The sequence below is a fragment of the Pseudomonas fluorescens genome (genome assembly GCF_001307155.1).
In the GTDB taxonomy this organism is placed as follows: domain Bacteria; phylum Pseudomonadota; class Gammaproteobacteria; order Pseudomonadales; family Pseudomonadaceae; genus Aquipseudomonas; species Aquipseudomonas helvetica.
On the sequence record NZ_CP012830.1, the window covers coordinates 2,742,432 to 2,758,829 of the forward strand.

Annotated in this window: 11 protein-coding genes; 10 read left to right on the forward strand and 1 reads right to left on the reverse strand. The window is 60.1% G+C overall.

Annotation, left to right across the window (positions count from 1 at the left end):
* The first annotated feature begins 233 nt into the window (after positions 1 to 233).
* Positions 234 to 623, forward strand: a complete 390-nt coding sequence (locus tag AO353_RS12465) for a DUF6124 family protein (RefSeq protein WP_054593867.1) — start codon at positions 234 to 236, stop codon at positions 621 to 623.
* 72 nt (positions 624 to 695) lie between these two features.
* Here the strand turns inward: AO353_RS12465 and AO353_RS12470 are convergent, their stop codons facing one another.
* The gene (locus AO353_RS12470; protein WP_371917632.1) at positions 696 to 3,134 is read right to left on the reverse strand and encodes a penicillin-binding protein 1A; all 2,439 of its coding nucleotides are present in this window, start codon (positions 3,132 to 3,134) and stop codon (positions 696 to 698) included.
* A 216-nt stretch (positions 3,135 to 3,350) separates the two neighbouring features.
* Between AO353_RS12470 and AO353_RS12475 the strand changes: the two genes are divergently transcribed.
* The 9 genes from AO353_RS12475 (at position 3,351) to gltB (ending at position 16,398) form a co-directional block, all read left to right on the forward strand.
* On the forward strand, positions 3,351 to 4,415 hold the full coding sequence (locus AO353_RS12475) for a pilus assembly protein PilM (protein WP_054595227.1): 1,065 nt from the start codon (positions 3,351 to 3,353) through the stop codon (positions 4,413 to 4,415).
* The gene (locus AO353_RS12480; protein WP_054595228.1) at positions 4,415 to 4,981 is read left to right on the forward strand and encodes a PilN domain-containing protein; all 567 of its coding nucleotides are present in this window, start codon (positions 4,415 to 4,417) and stop codon (positions 4,979 to 4,981) included. Before AO353_RS12475 ends, AO353_RS12480 begins: the two co-directional genes overlap by 1 nt.
* Positions 4,978 to 5,601: a type 4a pilus biogenesis protein PilO gene (pilO, locus tag AO353_RS12485; protein ID WP_054595229.1), complete on the forward strand. Its 624-nt coding sequence runs from the start codon at positions 4,978 to 4,980 to the stop codon at positions 5,599 to 5,601. The genes AO353_RS12480 and pilO overlap by 4 nt, the downstream gene beginning before the upstream one ends.
* Positions 5,598 to 6,125 carry a pilus assembly protein PilP gene (locus AO353_RS12490; protein ID WP_054595230.1) on the forward strand — a complete coding sequence of 176 codons (528 nt, stop codon included), beginning with the start codon at positions 5,598 to 5,600 and terminating at the stop codon, positions 6,123 to 6,125. The genes pilO and AO353_RS12490 overlap by 4 nt, the downstream gene beginning before the upstream one ends.
* A 13-nt stretch (positions 6,126 to 6,138) precedes the next feature.
* The gene (gene pilQ, locus AO353_RS12495; RefSeq protein ID WP_054595231.1) at positions 6,139 to 8,220 is read left to right on the forward strand and encodes a type IV pilus secretin PilQ; all 2,082 of its coding nucleotides are present in this window, start codon (positions 6,139 to 6,141) and stop codon (positions 8,218 to 8,220) included.
* Positions 8,221 to 8,224: 4 nt separating this feature from the next.
* Positions 8,225 to 8,743: a shikimate kinase AroK gene (gene aroK, locus AO353_RS12500; RefSeq protein ID WP_054595232.1), complete on the forward strand. Its 519-nt coding sequence runs from the start codon at positions 8,225 to 8,227 to the stop codon at positions 8,741 to 8,743.
* 147 nt (positions 8,744 to 8,890) lie between these two features.
* Positions 8,891 to 9,991, forward strand: coding sequence for a 3-dehydroquinate synthase (gene aroB, locus AO353_RS12505; RefSeq protein ID WP_054595233.1), 1,101 nt, complete (start codon positions 8,891 to 8,893; stop codon positions 9,989 to 9,991).
* A 10-nt stretch (positions 9,992 to 10,001) separates the two neighbouring features.
* A complete protein-coding gene (locus tag AO353_RS12510; protein ID WP_054595234.1) occupies positions 10,002 to 11,603 on the forward strand; it encodes an AAA family ATPase in 1,602 nt (533 codons plus the stop codon).
* A gap of 349 nt (positions 11,604 to 11,952) precedes the next feature.
* Positions 11,953 to 16,398: a glutamate synthase large subunit gene (gene gltB, locus AO353_RS12515; RefSeq protein WP_054595235.1), complete on the forward strand. Its 4,446-nt coding sequence runs from the start codon at positions 11,953 to 11,955 to the stop codon at positions 16,396 to 16,398.

Sequence of the window (16,398 nt, forward strand, 5' to 3'; positions counted from 1 at the left end):
GCTGCCCATTCAGCGACCGGATTTGACCGTCCGTGTAAATCAAGGCGCGCCAGCGCCCAAGACCTATTCCAGGCGCTTTTTTTGCGTCTGAGGTATCGTGTCATGGCGGCTGTGCGTGGGACACCTTCGGGTGTGCCGGGTTCCTTGATTCCTGGTCGGTCAACCCGCGTACAGCTGCCACCTTTTCGTTTGACCGCGGACGGTGGTAGCTCCAACAATCAAGGAGCTCCATCATGATCAAAGAAACCCCTAATCCGCCCGAACACGACGACGTCTCCCCCTACGAATCCCTCGATTCAAAAAAGCTTCACGACGCCGCCCACCGCGCCCTCGATCACTACCTGAAACCCACCCTCGCCAAACTGCGCTTCAGCGACCTGCGCTCAGACCGCTTGTTCAGTGTTTCACCCGACGTGGGCCTCGAAAGCCTGTTGGCCAATGCCTCGGAAGATCTGGCCTCGGTCAAGGTCATGGCCGCCGACCTGGCATTCGAAATCGAGGGTTCGCGCCGCAGTGTGGCGCTGGCGATTTGCCGGATGGTCGATGGCGCTTTGTTGTTGGTGGACAAGGCGCTGGATGACTACAACCCATCGGAGTCGGACCAGTTTTACGTCAAAGAATAGAAGCGCGAAGTCCAGAAACTAAAAAGCCCCGCCTTCAAACGAAGAGCGGGGCTTTTTGTTGGGGCTGCGCGATCAGAACAGGTCGATCGGCGCCGCTTCGTCCGCGGGCAGTGGGCTGCCCGGTGCATTGCCGTTGCCCAGTTCGTTGATCGATGGCGGGGAGTCTTCGGACTTGAACAGCTCGAAGTAGGCGCCAGGCGTGCTTGGGGTGGCTGCACGGCCGCTGACCGGGTCAACCCGCAGGCTGAGGATGCCTTCCGGCTCGGCCTGGGTATGCGGTGGTTTGCCTTTGAGCGCGGCGCTCATGTAGTTCATCCAGATCGGCAGCGCCACGGTGCCGCCGAACTCGCGCTTGCCGAGGCTTTCCGGTTGGTCGAAACCGGTCCAGACCGTGGTCACATAATCGGCGTTGTAGCCCGAGAACCAGGCATCCTTGGATTCGTTGGTGGTCCCGGTCTTGCCCGCGATGTCGCTGCGGCCCATGGACAGGGCGCGACGTCCGGTACCGAGCTTGATCACGTCTTCGAGCATGCTGTTGAGGATGAAGGTGGTGCGCCCGTCGATGATCCGTTCTGCGACGGCCGGTGCTTGTACGGTGGTTTGCGCTGCCGGGGCTTCACCTGGCGTCGGGTTGACCGTAAAGGTGTTGCTCACCGGCGCTGCAATCCCGTTGCTGGCGATATCGCCCTTCGGCACGCTTGGCGGGTTGGCGACGAACAGCGTGTCACCGTTGCGGCTTTCGATCTTGTCGATGATGTACGGGGTGATCTTGTAGCCGCCGTTGGCAAAGGTGCTCCAGCCGGTGGCGATTTCCATTGGCGTCAGCGTTGCGGTACCCAGGGCCAGCGACAGGTTGCGCGGCAGGTCCTGCTTGTTGAAACCGAACTTGCTGATGTAGTCGATGGTGCGATCGACGCCCAGCGCCTGGAGCAGACGGATCGATACCAGGTTGCGCGACTTGTAGAGCGCTTCACGCATGCGGATCGGGCCGAGGAAGGTGTTGGTGTCGTTCTTCGGACGCCAGACCTTGTCCAGATACTCGTCGACGAACACGATCGGGGCGTCGTTGACCAGCGTTGCCGGGGTGTAGCCGTTATCCAGCGCAGCGCTGTAGACGAATGGCTTGAAGCTCGAGCCCGGTTGGCGCTTGGCCTGCATGGCGCGGTTGTAGTTGCTCTGCTCGAACGCGAAGCCGCCGACCAGCGCGCGGATGGCGCCGTTTTGCGGGTCCAGCGAAACCAGTGCGCTTTGGGCGACCGGAATCTGGCTGAACTTCAGGGCGTTGTCCGCTTGGCGCTGTACGCGAATCAGGTCACCGACCTGGGCGACGTCCGATGGCTGCTTCGGTGCCGGGCCCATGCTGTTGGTGTTCAGAAACGGGCGCGCCCATTTCATGCTGTCCCAGCTGACATGTTCTTCGCCGTTGCGGGTCAGGACCTGCACGCCGTTTTTCTCGATCAGAGTGACGATGGCTGGTTCCAGGCCGCTGATGGTGCGCTGTTTGGTCAGTTCCGTGGCCCAGGCAGCAGGCGTCTTGCCTGGCAGGCGGGATTCAGGGCCGCGATAGCCGTGACGCTGGTCGTAGGTGATCAAGCCTTCATGGACGGCGGTGTTGGCCATTTCCTGAAGGTTGCTCGGCACGGTGGTGGTGACGCGGAAACCTTCGGTGTAGGCATCGCTGCCATAACGACCGACCATTTCGGCACGGGCCATTTCAGCGATGTACGGCGCGTTCACTTCCGGCGTCGGTACGTGATAGCTGGCGTTCAGCGGCTCGTTGATCGCGGCCTGATACGCCGCTTCGTCAATTTTCCCGAGCTTGTACATGCGGCCCAGGATCCAGTCGCGACGTTCTTTGCTGCGCGCCGGGTTGGCCAGCGGGTTGAAGCGCGAAGGGGCTTTCGGCAGGCCGGCGATCATCGCCATCTGCGCCAGGCTGACGTCGCGGATCGACTTGCCGTAATACACCTGCGCCGCCGCCTCGATGCCGTAAGCGCGGTTGCCCAGATAGATCTTGTTCACGTAGAGCTCAAGGATCTCGTCCTTGGTCAGCTGACGCTCGATTTGCAGGGCCAGGAGGATTTCCGTGGTCTTGCGCGAGAAGCTACGCTCGCTGGTGAGGAAGAAGTTCTTCGCCACCTGCATGGTGATGGTGCTGCCGCCGGATTGAATGTGTCCGCTTTTGACCAGTTGGCTCGCGGCACGCATCAGGCTGCTGGGGTCGACGCCATAGTGATTGGCGAAGTTGTCGTCTTCGGCACTGAGTAACGCATTGATGAAATTCGGTGGGATGTCGGCGAAGCGGATCGGCGTGCGGCGCATTTCGCCAAACTCGGCGATCAATTTGCCGTCGCTGCTGTAGACCCGCAAAGGAATCTGCAACTGAATGCTTCTCAGCGCCTCCACGGATGGCAATCCCGGACTAAGGTAAAGAAAAGCGCCGCTCAGACCGAGGAGCAGTCCGCAGAAAACGGCGACGATGGACCACCCGAAAAATTTCAGCAGACGAATCAAGGCTTTTGGACATCCAGGGTAAAGAATGAATTAGGCGTCAGGGCATTCAAGGTAAGCAAGGGTCGACCCGCGCTTGAGAAAGCGGAAAAAACGCTGGCCATTATAAGCATTTTTCCGCCAAAAGCGCATTTGGCGCCTCTGTCAAGACGCAGCTATTGAACGCAATGAATCATAAAGAGTCCGTAACTCACGGATAGTCATAGGGAATTGCAAGTGCTGGGACTCTTCAATAAAAAAAGCCGCACGCTTTTGGGGATCGATATCAGCTCCACTTCGGTGAAGCTTCTCGAGCTAAGCCGTGCAGGCAATCGATACCGGGTCGAAGCCTACGCGGTAGAGCCGCTGCCGACCAACGCCGTGGTCGAGAAAAATATCGCCGAACTCGAAGGTGTCGGGCAGGCGTTGTCCCGGGTGTTGCTCAAGGCCAAAACCAGCGTCAAGAGTGTCGCGGTGGCGGTTGCCGGATCGGCGGTCATCACCAAGATCATCGAAATGGACGCCGGGCTTTCCCCCGATGAAATGGAAAATCAGCTGAAGATTGAAGCTGACCAGTACATCCCCTATCCCCTCGAAGAAGTCGCCATCGATTTTGAAGTGCAGGGCGCCTCCCGGCGTAATCCCGAGCGGGTCGACGTATTGCTGGCGGCCTGTCGCAAGGAAAACGTCGAAGTTCGCGAAGCCGCGCTGGCCCTTGCCGGCCTGACCGCACGGGTCGTCGATGTCGAGGCGTACGCGCTGGAGCGTTCATTCGGCTTGCTGACGGCACAGTTGGCCGGCGTGACCGAGCGCTCGACGGTAGCCGTGGTCGACATCGGCGCCACCATGACCACCTTGAGCGTGCTGTCCAACGGCCGAATCATCTACACCCGCGAGCAGTTGTTCGGCGGTCGTCAGTTGACGGAGGAAATCCAGCGCCGCTATGGCATGACGGTTGAACAGGCCGGTCTTGCAAAAAAACAGGGTGGCTTGCCTGAAGACTACGTCAGCGAAGTCCTGCAGCCGTTCCGCGAGGCGCTGGTGCAGCAGGTTTCGCGATCGTTGCAGTTCTTTTTCGCCTCAGGTCAGTACAACGCGATCGACTACATCCTGCTGGCCGGTGGCACAGCCTCGGTCACCGGGCTGGATCGACTGATCGAGCAGCGCCTGGGCACGCCGACGCAGGTGGCCAATCCGTTTGCGGACATGACGTTGAGCAGCAAGGTCAACGCCAGTGCCCTGGCCAGTGATGCGCCGGCGCTGATGATTGCCTGCGGCCTGGCGCTGAGGAGTTTCGACTGATGGCGCGGATCAATCTTCTCCCTTGGCGCGAAGAGCTGCGTGAGGAGCGTCGCAAGCGCTTCCTGTTGGGGTTGGCCGGCGCGCTGGTGGCGGCGGTCGGGGTAATTTTGCTGGGTGATCACGCCATCAGCAGTGCGATTGATCGACAGGTCGCCCGCAACGATTACGTCGGCAAACAGATCGCCGTGCTGGATGACCGGATCAAGCAGATCAGCGATCTGAAAACCCGTCGTCGGCAACTCGTGGAGCGGATGCGGATCATCCAGGACTTGCAAGGCAATCGATCGGTCAGCGCACGTATTTTCGATCAACTGGCGCGCAGGCTGCCGGACGGGGTGTATTTCACCGACGTGAAGCTGGTTGATAAAACGCTGTCCATCAGCGGGGCGGCAGAGTCGAACAATCGCGTCTCGGAGTTGTTGCGCAACCTCGATGCCTCCGACCGGTTCGAGTCGCCGAACCTGACCGAGGTCAAAGCGACCACGGCCGGCGCGCTGGATCAGGCCAACGTGTTTCAGTTGACCGTTCGTCAGTCTCAACCGGCCGCAGCGGAGGACGCGAAATGAGCCCGTCCCAATGGTTCGAGGGGTTGCGCAAGGTCGATATCAACGACCTGGACCTGAACAACATAGGCTCCTGGCCCACGGCGATCAAAGGCCTGGCCAGCGGGCTGCTGATCGTGCTGGTGCTGGCGCTGGGTTACAGCTTTTACCTCAAGGATCTTGAAGATCAGCTTGAGCAGGCCCGCGCCGGGGAAGCCACCCTCAAGGAGCAGTTCGCGAGCAAGGCGCACATGGCGGCCAATCTGGAGCGCTACATCGAGCAGATGAAAGCAATGGAAACCTCCTTCGGCGTGCTCCTGCGGCAGTTACCCGGCGATACCGAGGTGCCCGGTCTGCTGGAAGATATCACTCGCACCGGATTGGGCAGCGGGCTGGAGTTTGAAGAGATCAAGCTGCTGCCGGAAGTCACCCAGCAGTTCTACATCGAGTTACCGATCCAGATCACTGTCACTGGCGCCTACCATGACCTGGCGACCTTCGTCAGTGGCGTCGCCAACCTCCCGCGGATCGTCACCCTGCACGATTTCAACGTCGAGCCGGTTGTTCCGGGCAGCGGCGCGAAACTGCGCATGAACATCCTGGCCAAGACTTACCGCTACAACGACAAGGGGCTGCAGAAATGAACGCGGCCCGATGGTTTTCGCTGGCTGTGCTGCTGGGAGGGCTTGCCGGTTGTGGCAACGGTAACGACTTCAGCGATCTGGACGCCTACATGAACGAGGTGCGTCTGCACCCGCCCGGCAAGATCGAGCCGGTGCCGACGTTCAGGTCCTACGAGACATTCACTTACAGTGCTGCGTCGTTGCGCAGTCCGTTTTCACCGCAGATCAGGGTCGACCTTGCAGGTCGAAAACCGGGGGCACGCAACGTCAAGCCCGATCCGAACCGGGTCAAGCAATACCTTGAAGGTTTCAACATCGAGCAGTTTGAAATGGTCGGCACTATTTCCAATGCGTCCGGCGCCTTTGCGCTGCTGCGCGGTGCCGGTGGGGTGCATCGGCTGAAGGTCGGTGACTACCTGGGGCGCAACGATGGCCGGATCGTGGCCATCAGCGACTCGCAAGTCGATGTGGTCGAAATCGTTCCCGATGGCCAAGGTGCCTGGCTGGAGCGAGCGCGGACTATTCCTTTGAAAGAGCACTCATAGTGGAACTCGTATAATGAACAGGATCTTCTCAACCCTCGGTTTTTCGCTATGGATGGCGCTGCTTTCTCCGATGGTGCAGGCAGCCAATCTCAAAGCGCTGGATGTCGCCGCGCTGCCGGGTGATCGCATCGAGTTGAAACTGGCTTTCGACGGGCCACCGCCCGCGCCTCATGGCTATACCACCGATCAGCCGGCACGCATCGCCCTTGATCTGCCGGGTGTGAGTAGCCAACTGGCGAGCAAGACGCGGGATCTGGGAGGCGGCAACGCTCGCAGTGCGACAGTGGTCGAGGCCAAGGACCGCACCCGTTTGATCATCAACCTGACGCAGTTGACGCCTTACAGCACGCGAGTCGAGGGCAATACGCTGTTCGTGGTGGTTGGGCAGGCTGCTGCCGCTCAGAAACCCCGATCCGCGGCACCGCGAGTGGCGAGCGCCATGCCAGTGGCCGCCAAGACTTATGCTCCCGTGAGCAAGGCCATTCGCGGCGTGGACTTTCAGCGCGGTGCGCAGGGTGAAGGCAATGTCGTCATTGATTTATCAGACCCCGGTATCAGCCCGGACATCCAGGAGCGTGACGGCAAGATCATTCTCACCTTCGCCAAAACCCAGTTGCCCGAACGGTTGCGGGTTCGCCTGGACGTCAAGGATTTCGCCACGCCGGTGCAGTTCGTCAACGCCAGTGCGTCTGCCGATAAAGCGAGCATCAGCATCGAGCCCAGTGGTACATACGACTATTCGACCTACCAGACCGACAACAAGCTGACCGTCAGTGTCCGCCCGATGACTGTCGACGATCTGCAGAAGCGCAACGCAGATCGTTTCGCCTACAGCGGTGAGAAGCTGTCGTTGAATTTTCAGGACATCGATGTGCGCTCGGTACTGCAACTGATCGCTGACTTTACCAACCTCAACCTGGTGGCCAGCGACACGGTGCAGGGCGGCATCACCTTGCGCCTGCAAAACGTGCCGTGGGATCAGGCGCTGGATCTGGTGCTCAAGACCAAAGGGTTGGACAAGCGCAAGATCGGTAACGTCTTGCTGGTAGCGCCGGCAGATGAGATTGCCGCCCGCGAGCGCCAGGAGCTGGAGTCGCGCAAACAGATCGCCGAGCTGGCGCCACTGCGCCGTGAGCTGTTGCAGGTCAACTACGCCAAGGCGGCGGATATCGCCAAGCTGTTCCAGTCGGTGACCAGCGCCGAGGCGAAAGTCGACGAGCGTGGTTCGATCACTGTCGACGAGCGAACCAACAATATCATCGCCTACCAGACCCAGGATCGCCTGGATGAGCTACGGCGAATCGTCGCTCAGCTGGATATTCCGGTACGCCAGGTGATGATCGAGGCGCGGATCGTCGAAGCCAACGTCGACTACGACAAAAGTCTCGGCGTGCGTTGGGGCGGCTCGGTCCGCAACAAGGGTAACTGGAATGCCTCCGGGGTCAGCAACGGGGCCAACGCCTCATCGACCATTGGTACGCCGGGCAGCACCAGTACCAACTCGCCGTTCGTCGATATGGGCGCGGCAGGGAATACATCGGGGATCGGCATCGCCTTCATCACCGATAACGTGTTGCTGGACCTTGAGCTGACGGCCATGGAGAAGACCGGTAACGGGGAAATCGTCTCTCAACCCAAAGTGGTCACCTCCGACAAGGAAACCGCGAAGATCCTCAAGGGTACGGAAATCCCCTATCAGGAAGCCAGCTCCAGCGGCGCGACATCGGTGGCGTTCAAGGAGGCCTCGCTGTCTCTGGAGGTAACGCCACAGATCACCCCGGATAACCGCATCATCATGGAGGTCAAGGTCACCAAGGATGAGCCGGACTACCTGAACAAAGTGCAGGATGTGCCGCCGATCAAGAAGAACGAGGTCAATGCCAAAGTACTGGTCAACGATGGCGAAACCATCGTCATTGGTGGGGTTTTCTCAAATACTCAGAGCAAGGTTGTAGATAAGGTGCCATTTCTCGGTGATGTGCCGTATCTTGGCCGCCTTTTCCGGCGTGACGTGGTGTCGGAGAAAAAATCCGAGCTGCTGGTATTTCTCACTCCGCGTATCATGAATAACCAGGCGATTGCTGTGAGTCATTGATTCTGTGCGAAATTTGATTCTTGTTGGGCCGATGGGTGCTGGAAAAAGCACCATCGGTCGCTTGTTGGCCAAAGAGCTGCGCCTGCCGTTCAAGGATTCCGATAAGGAAATTGAATTGCGCACGGGCGCCAATATCCCGTGGATCTTCGACAAAGAAGGCGAGCCCGGCTTTCGCGACCGCGAGCAGGCGATGATCGCCGAGCTGTGCGCGCTTGATGGCGTGGTGCTGGCGACGGGTGGTGGCGCAGTGATGCGCGAAGCCAATCGTCGGGCGCTGCACGCTGGCGGGCGTGTGGTGTATCTGCATGCGTCCGTCGAGCAGCAGGTCGGGCGCACCGCGCGCGATCGCAATCGTCCTCTGCTGCGCACCGCCGATCCGGCAAAAACCCTCCGTGATCTGCTGGCATTACGCGATCCGCTGTATCGGGAGATCGCCGACCTGGTGGTGGAAACCGATGAGCGGCCGCCGCGGATGGTGGTCCTGGACATCCTGGAGCGCTTGCAGCAGCTGCCTCCCCGTTAATGCGCAGGACGAAATGCGCTATCCTCGGCTCCGGTCATGACCGTTCGAAGGTGTGGCGCATGACGGATGGGCAGCGTCACACACGCAGATGTTGTCAGTCGATAATGTAAGGCCGGACACCTGATTCCAACTTCACTGTGGGGACACATGCAGACACTTAAGGTCGATTTAGGCGAGCGAAGCTACCCGATCCATATTGGCGAGGGGTTGCTGGATCAGCCCGAACTGCTGGCGCCGCATATCGCCGGGCGGCAAGTCGCGATCATCTCCAACGAGACCGTTGCGCCGCTGTATCTAGAGCGTCTGACCCGCAGCCTTGCACAGTTTTCGGTGATCTCCGTGGTTCTGCCTGACGGTGAAGCCTTCAAGAACTGGGAAACCCTGCAAACCATCTTTGACGGCCTGCTCACCGCTCGCCATGACCGCCGCACCACCGTGATCGCCTTGGGCGGCGGTGTGATAGGCGACATGGCCGGTTTTGCCGCTGCCTGTTACCAACGTGGTGTCGATTTCATCCAGGTTCCGACCACCTTGCTGTCGCAAGTCGACTCTTCGGTGGGCGGCAAGACCGGCATCAACCACCCGTTGGGCAAAAACATGATTGGCGCCTTCTATCAACCGAACGTCGTGTTGATCGATACCGCAACGCTCAATACCTTGCCGGCTCGCGAGTTGTCGGCGGGTCTGGCGGAAGTCATCAAATACGGGTTGATCTGCGATGAGCCGTTCCTCACCTGGCTCGAAGACAACGTCGATCGGTTGCGGGCACTGGATCAAACGGCCCTGACCTACGCTATCGAACGCTCCTGCGCGGCCAAGGCTGCTGTGGTCGGTGCCGACGAACGCGAGTCTGGGGTGCGCGCTACGCTCAATTTGGGCCATACCTTCGGCCACGCCATCGAAACCCACATGGGCTATGGTGTCTGGCTACATGGTGAAGCGGTGGCTGCTGGCACTGTAATGGCCTTGGAAATGTCTTCGCGCCTGGGCTGGATCAGCGACCAGGAGCGTGATCGCGGCATTCGCCTGTTCCAGCGGGCCGGGTTGCCGGTCATCCCGCCTTCAGTGATGACCGAAGCCGATTTTCTCGAACACATGGCAATTGACAAGAAAGTAATCGACGGTCGTTTGCGACTGGTGTTGTTGCGCCGCATGGGCGAAGCCGTAGTGACCGACGATTATCCGAAAGAGGTTTTACAGGCCACGCTGGGAGCGGATTACCGCGCCCTGGCTCAGCTTAAAGGTTAATAAGATCCCGATGACTAGTTTGCATGCCGACGAGGCGTTCCTCGGCCATTACCAGTTGAGTCACGACCCTTTCGCTCCACGGGTGCCTGGCTTCAAGTTCTTCCCTGCCCAGCGCAAGCCCGTGCTGGGGCAACTGCATCACCTGGCCCGTTACAGCCAGTTGTTGCTGGTGGTTACCGGCCCGCAAGGTAGTGGCAAGACCCTGTTGCGTCAGGCGCTGGTAGCCAGCACCAACAAGCAGTCGGTGCAGAGCGTGGTGGTTTCCGCCCGTGGCGCCGGTGATGCGGCAGGTGTGTTGCGTCAGGTGGCTCAGGCGCTGAACGTTGCCCAGGCTGAAGTCGGCGCGATTCTCAAGCAAGTGGTGCAGCTCGCACTGACCGGTCAGGAAGTCTATTTGCTGGTCGATGACGCCGAGCAGCTAGACGAGTCCGCCCTTGAAGCGCTACTGGCGTTGGCGGCGGGTGCGCCGGAAGGTCGTCCGCACGTGTTCCTGTTTGGTGAGTCGTCGCTGATTGCCGAACTTGAGCAACTGAGCACCGAGGAAGAGCGCTTCCACGTCATCGAACTGCAACCTTACGCCGAAGAAGAAACCCGCGAATACCTGGCCCAGCGACTCGAAGGCGCCGGTCAGGGAATCGAACTTTTCTCTGCGAATCAGATCTCTGAGATACACGAAAGCTCCGATGGATGGCCTGGAAACATCAATCAGGTCGCCCGCGATGCGATGATCGAAGCCATGATTGCTAGCCGCTCAGCGGTCAAGCGTCCAAGTATGGGGTTCAACATGCCGAAGAAACACGTATTGGCGATATCTGCCGTAGTCGTGGTCGCGGTGGCCGCCGCCTGGTTGATGCCGGGTCGCAGCAAGGCACCAGCCACCGGCGCGCCTGCCAATGAGCAGGCGCAATTGCCACTGGGCACACCGAAACCGAATGGTGGTGCTCCGTCGGTCGAGTTCGCCGGTAATACCCAGCCGATGCCATTGCCGCTGGTCGGACAATCGCAGCCGGTTATGCGCGGCCCATTGGCGGAAGCTGCGGGCGGTATCACTGAAGGCGACGACGGCGTGCCAGTCGAAGGCTCCAGCGCCAAACCGCCTACCGTGACCACCACTGCGCCGCCAGCCGGTATTCCGGCCGGTCCGACGCCAGCCCCTGCACCAGCGCCTGCGGCCAAGCCAACGCCAGCGCCGACTCAGGTCGCAACTGCCAAGCCAGCCCCGGCACCTGCGGCCAAACCGGCTCCAGTGGCCAAGCCAACCCCAGTTGCCAAGCCTGTCGAGAAACCGGTCGAGAAACCGGCGACCGTCGCCAAAGCCGCAACCGGTGGCACCTGGTACGCAGGTCAGGCGCCGGGCAACTATGTGGTGCAAATCCTCGGCACCAGCTCTGAAGCCGCGGCGCAAAACTTCGTCAAGGAGCAGGGCGGCGAGTACCGCTATTTCAAGAAAGTCCTCAACGGCAAGCCGCTTTACGTCATCACTTACGGTAGCTTCGCCAACCGCGATGCAGCCGTTACCGCCATCAAGGCCTTGCCAGCGAAGGTTCAGGCTGGTAAACCTTGGCCTCGCTCTGTCGCCAGCGTCCAACAAGAACTGGCAACAGCTCGCTGAAGATTCGGCGGCCTTACCCAGGCCGCCTCTCCCGGCACCTCAAAATTTCTGCAAGCGCATGTGGCTGTCAAAGCCGCGTGCCTTGTGGCGTCTGCGTCACAGTAGTCTTTGAGTCGTTGCGGTCAACATTAAAAATGTTTTGACTAGCACAGCATATCGCTTTAAACCTTTCACAAATGCGACATAGATTTGCGACATTTCGTCGTCAAATTTGTGAGCCTCTGTGTCGGTGTGTACAATGACCTCCCTTTTGCCCCCGCAAAGCTGGCGTACGTTCGGCGTGGAAGGTAACTGGCTGAATTGAAAAGAAATTTGTCTCGATAAGAGGCAGCCTGGTGAGAAAGTGTCTATGAAAGCAGGTCTGTACCAACCAGATGAGTTCAAGGATAACTGCGGTTTCGGCCTGATAGCCCATATGCAGGGCGAACCCAGTCATACCCTGTTGCAAACGGCCATTGAGGCCCTGACCTGCATGACCCACCGCGGTGGGATCAACGCTGACGGCAAAACCGGCGACGGTTGCGGTCTGCTGATGCAAAAGCCCGACGTGTTCCTGCGTGCCATCGCCCAGGAAACGTTTGGTATTGAACTGCCCAAGCAATACGCCGTGGGTATGGTGTTCTTCAACCAGGACCCGGTAAAAGCCGAAGCGGCTCGCGAGAACATGAACCGCGAGATCCTGGCTGCCGGCCTGCAACTGGTGGGTTGGCGCAAAGTGCCGATCGACACCAGCGTTCTCGGCCGTCTGGCGCTCGAGCGCCTGCCGCAGATCGAACAAGTGTTCATCGGCGGTGCGGGCCTGAGCGATCAGGACATGGCCGTCAAACTGTTCACGTCCCGTCGTCGCTCGTCCGTGGCCAACGCCGCCGACCTCGACCACTACGTCTGCAGCTTTTCGCACAAGACCATCATTTACAAAGGCCTGATGATGCCGGCGGACCTGACCGCCTTCTATCCAGACCTCAGCGACCAGCGCCTGCAAACCGCGATCTGCGTGTTCCACCAGCGCTTCTCCACCAACACCCTGCCGAAATGGCCGTTGGCTCAACCGTTCCGCTTCCTCGCACACAACGGTGAAATCAACACCATCACCGGTAACCGTAACTGGGCCCAGGCTCGTCGCACCAAGTTCACCAACGATCTGATGGATCTGGATGAACTCGGCCCGCTGGTCAATCGCGTGGGTTCCGACTCCTCGAGCATGGACAACATGCTCGAGCTGATGGTCACCGGCGGCATCGACTTGTTCCGTGGCGTGCGGATGATCATTCCGCCTGCGTGGCAGAACGTCGAGACCATGGACCCGGATCTGCGTGCATTCTACGAATACAACTCGATGCACATGGAACCGTGGGATGGCCCGGCCGGCGTGGTAATGACCGACGGTCGTTACGCGGTGTGCCTGCTCGACCGTAACGGTCTGCGTCCGGCGCGTTGGGTCACCACCAAAAACGGCTTCATTACGCTGGCCTCGGAAATCGGTGTCTGGAACTACCAGCCTGAAGACGTGATCGCCAAGGGCCGCGTTGGCCCGGGTCAGATCTTCGCCGTGGACACCGAAACCGGTCAGATCCTCGACACCGATGCCATCGACAACCGTTTGAAGTCCCGTCATCCATATAAGCAATGGCTGCGCAAGAATGCCCTGCGCATCCAGGCGACCATGGAAGACAACGACCACGGTTCGGCGTTCTATGACGTTGACCAGCTCAAGCAATACATGAAGATGTATCAGGTCACGTTCGAAGAACGTGATCAGGTGCTGCGTCCGCTCGGCGAACAAGGCTATGAAGCCGTTGGCTCCATGGGCGACGACACGCCAATGGCAGTGTTGTCCCAGCGTGTGCGCACGCCGTACGACTATTTCCGCCAGCAGTTCGCGCAGGTCACCAACCCGCCGATCGACCCGCTGCGTGAAGCCATCGTCATGTCGTTGGAAGTCTGCCTCGGTGCCGAGCGCAACATCTTCCAGGAGTCGCCGGAACATGCCTCGCGGGTGATCCTCAGCTCGCCGGTCGTTTCCCCGGCCAAGTGGCGCTCGCTGATGAACCTCGATCGTCCAGGCTTCGAACGCCAGATCATCGACCTCAACTACGACGAGGCGCTGGGCCTTGAAGCCGCGGTGCGCAACATCGCTGATCAGGCCGAAGAGGCCGTGCGTTCCGGGCGTACCCAGATCGTGCTGAGCGACCGTCATATTGCCCCGGGCAAACTGCCGGTTCACGCTTCGCTGGCCACTGGCGCGGTGCACCATCGCCTGACCGAGAAAGGCCTGCGTTGCGACAGCAACATCCTGGTCGAGACCGCCACCGCACGCGACCCGCATCACTTCGCGGTGCTGATTGGCTTCGGCGCTTCTGCGGTTTATCCGTTCCTGGCTTACGAAGTGCTGGGCGACCTGATCCGTACCGGTGAAGTGCTGGGCGACCTCTATGAGGTGTTCAAGAACTACCGCAAAGGCATCACCAAAGGCTTGCTCAAGATCCTCTCGAAGATGGGCATCTCGACCATCACCTCCTATCGCGGAGCACAACTGTTCGAAGCGATCGGTCTGTCCGAGGAAGTCTGCGACCTGAGCTTCCGTGGTGTGCCGAGCCGCATCAAGGGCGCACGGTTCGTCGACATCGAAGCCGAGCAGAAGGCCTTGGCTGCCGAAGCCTGGAGCCCGCGCAAGCCAATCCAGCAGGGCGGTTTGCTGAAGTTCGTCCACGGTGGCGAATATCACGCGTACAACCCGGACGTGGTCAGCACCCTGCAAGCCGCTGTGCAGCAGGGCGACTACAGCAAGTTCAAGGAATACACGGCGCTGGTGGACAACCGTCCGGTGTCGATGATCCGCGACCTGTTCAAGGTCAAGACCCTTGAGACGCCGCTGGATATCAGTGAAATCGAACCACTGGAATCGGTGCTCAAACGCTTCGACTCCGCGGGCATCTCTCTCGGCGCATTGTCGCCGGAAGCTCACGAAGCCCTTGCCGAAGCCATGAACCGCCTTGGCGCGCGTTCCAACTCCGGCGAAGGCGGCGAAGACCCGGCGCGTTACGGCACCATCAAGAGCTCGAAAATCAAGCAGGTGGCCACCGGCCGTTTCGGTGTGACCCCGGAATACCTGGTCAACGCCGAAGTGCTGCAGATCAAGGTTGCGCAAGGCGCCAAGCCCGGCGAAGGCGGTCAACTGCCAGGCGGCAAGGTCAACGGCCTGATCGCCAAGCTGCGCTATGCAGTGCCGGGCGTGACGCTGATTTCGCCACCACCGCACCACGACATCTATTCGATCGAAGACTTGTCGCAGCTGATTTTCGACCTGAAACAAGTCAACCCGAAGGCCCTGGTCTCGGTGAAGCTGGTAGCGGAAGCCGGCGTTGGCACCATCGCCGCTGGCGTGGCCAAGGCCTATGCCGACCTGATCACCATTTCCGGTTACGACGGCGGTACTGGCGCATCGCCGCTGACCTCGATCAAGTACGCGGGCGCACCGTGGGAACTCGGCCTGGCTGAAACCCACCAGACCCTGCGCGGCAACGACTTGCGCGGCAAGGTTCGGGTGCAAACTGACGGCGGCCTGAAAACCGGCCTCGACGTGATCAAGGCGGCGATCCTCGGCGCTGAAAGCTTCGGCTTCGGCACCGCACCAATGATTGCCCTGGGCTGCAAATACCTGCGCATCTGCCACCTGAACAACTGCGCCACCGGCGTGGCGACTCAGAACGAAAAACTGCGCAAGGACCACTACATCGGTACGGTCGACATGGTGGTGAACTTCTTCACCTACGTCGCCGAAGAAACCCGTGAGTGGCTGGCGAAGCTGGGCGTACGTTCCCTCGAAGAGCTGATCGGTCGTACCGATCTGCTGGAAGTCCTCGAAGGTCAGACCGCCAAGCAGCAACACCTGGACCTGACGCCGTTGCTCGGCAGCGATCACATCCCGGCAGACAAGCCACAGTTCTGTCAGGTAGACCGCAACCCGCCGTTCGACAAAGGCCTGCTGGCCGAGAAGATGGTCGACATGGCCACTTCGGCGATCAACGACCTGAGCGGCGCCGACTTCGCTCTGGATATCTGCAACTGCGACCGTTCGATCGGCGCGCGGATCTCCGGTGAAATCGCTCGCAAACACGGCAACCAGGGCATGGCCAATGCGCCGATCACCTTCCGCTTCAAAGGGACGGCCGGTCAGAGCTTTGGCGTATGGAACGCCGGCGGCCTGAACATGTACCTCGAAGGCGATGCCAACGACTATGTCGGCAAAGGCATGACCGGCGGCAAACTGGTCATCGTTCCGCCAAAAGGCAGCGTCTACAAGACTCAGGACAGCGCCATTATCGGCAACACCTGCCTGTACGGCGCCACGGGCGGCAAGCTGTTCGCCGCCGGTACTGCGGGCGAGCGTTTCGCGGTGCGCAACTCCGGTGCTCACACCGTGGTGGAAGGCACTGGCGATCACTGCTGCGAGTACATGACCGGTGGTTTCGTCTGCGTATTGGGCAAGACCGGTTACAACTTCGGCTCAGGCATGACCGGCGGTTTCGCCTACGTGCTCGACCAGGACAACACCTTCGTTGACCGGGTCAACCACGAACTGGTGGAAATCCAGCGGATCAGCGGTGAGGCGATGGAAGCCTATCGCAGCCACCTGCAACGCGTGCTGAACGAATACGTCGAGGAAGCCGACAGCGAGTGGGGTCGTAACCTCGCTGAAAACCTCGATGACTACTTGCGTCGGTTCTGGTTGGTCAAGCCTAAGGCTGCCAGCTTGAAATCGTTGCTTTCCAGCACCCGTGCCAACCCGCAGTGA

Coding starts and splice junctions, on each gene's coding strand:
- AO353_RS12465 (WP_054593867.1), top strand. CDS start 234: ATGATCAAAGAAACCCCTAATCCGCCCGAACACGACGACGTCTCCCCC.
- AO353_RS12480 (WP_054595228.1), top strand. CDS start 4,415: ATGGCGCGGATCAATCTTCTCCCTTGGCGCGAAGAGCTGCGTGAGGAG.
- pilO (WP_054595229.1), top strand. CDS start 4,978: ATGAGCCCGTCCCAATGGTTCGAGGGGTTGCGCAAGGTCGATATCAAC.
- AO353_RS12490 (WP_054595230.1), top strand. CDS start 5,598: ATGAACGCGGCCCGATGGTTTTCGCTGGCTGTGCTGCTGGGAGGGCTT.
- pilQ (WP_054595231.1), top strand. CDS start 6,139: ATGAACAGGATCTTCTCAACCCTCGGTTTTTCGCTATGGATGGCGCTG.
- aroB (WP_054595233.1), top strand. CDS start 8,891: ATGCAGACACTTAAGGTCGATTTAGGCGAGCGAAGCTACCCGATCCAT.
- AO353_RS12510 (WP_054595234.1), top strand. CDS start 10,002: ATGACTAGTTTGCATGCCGACGAGGCGTTCCTCGGCCATTACCAGTTG.
- gltB (WP_054595235.1), top strand. CDS start 11,953: ATGAAAGCAGGTCTGTACCAACCAGATGAGTTCAAGGATAACTGCGGT.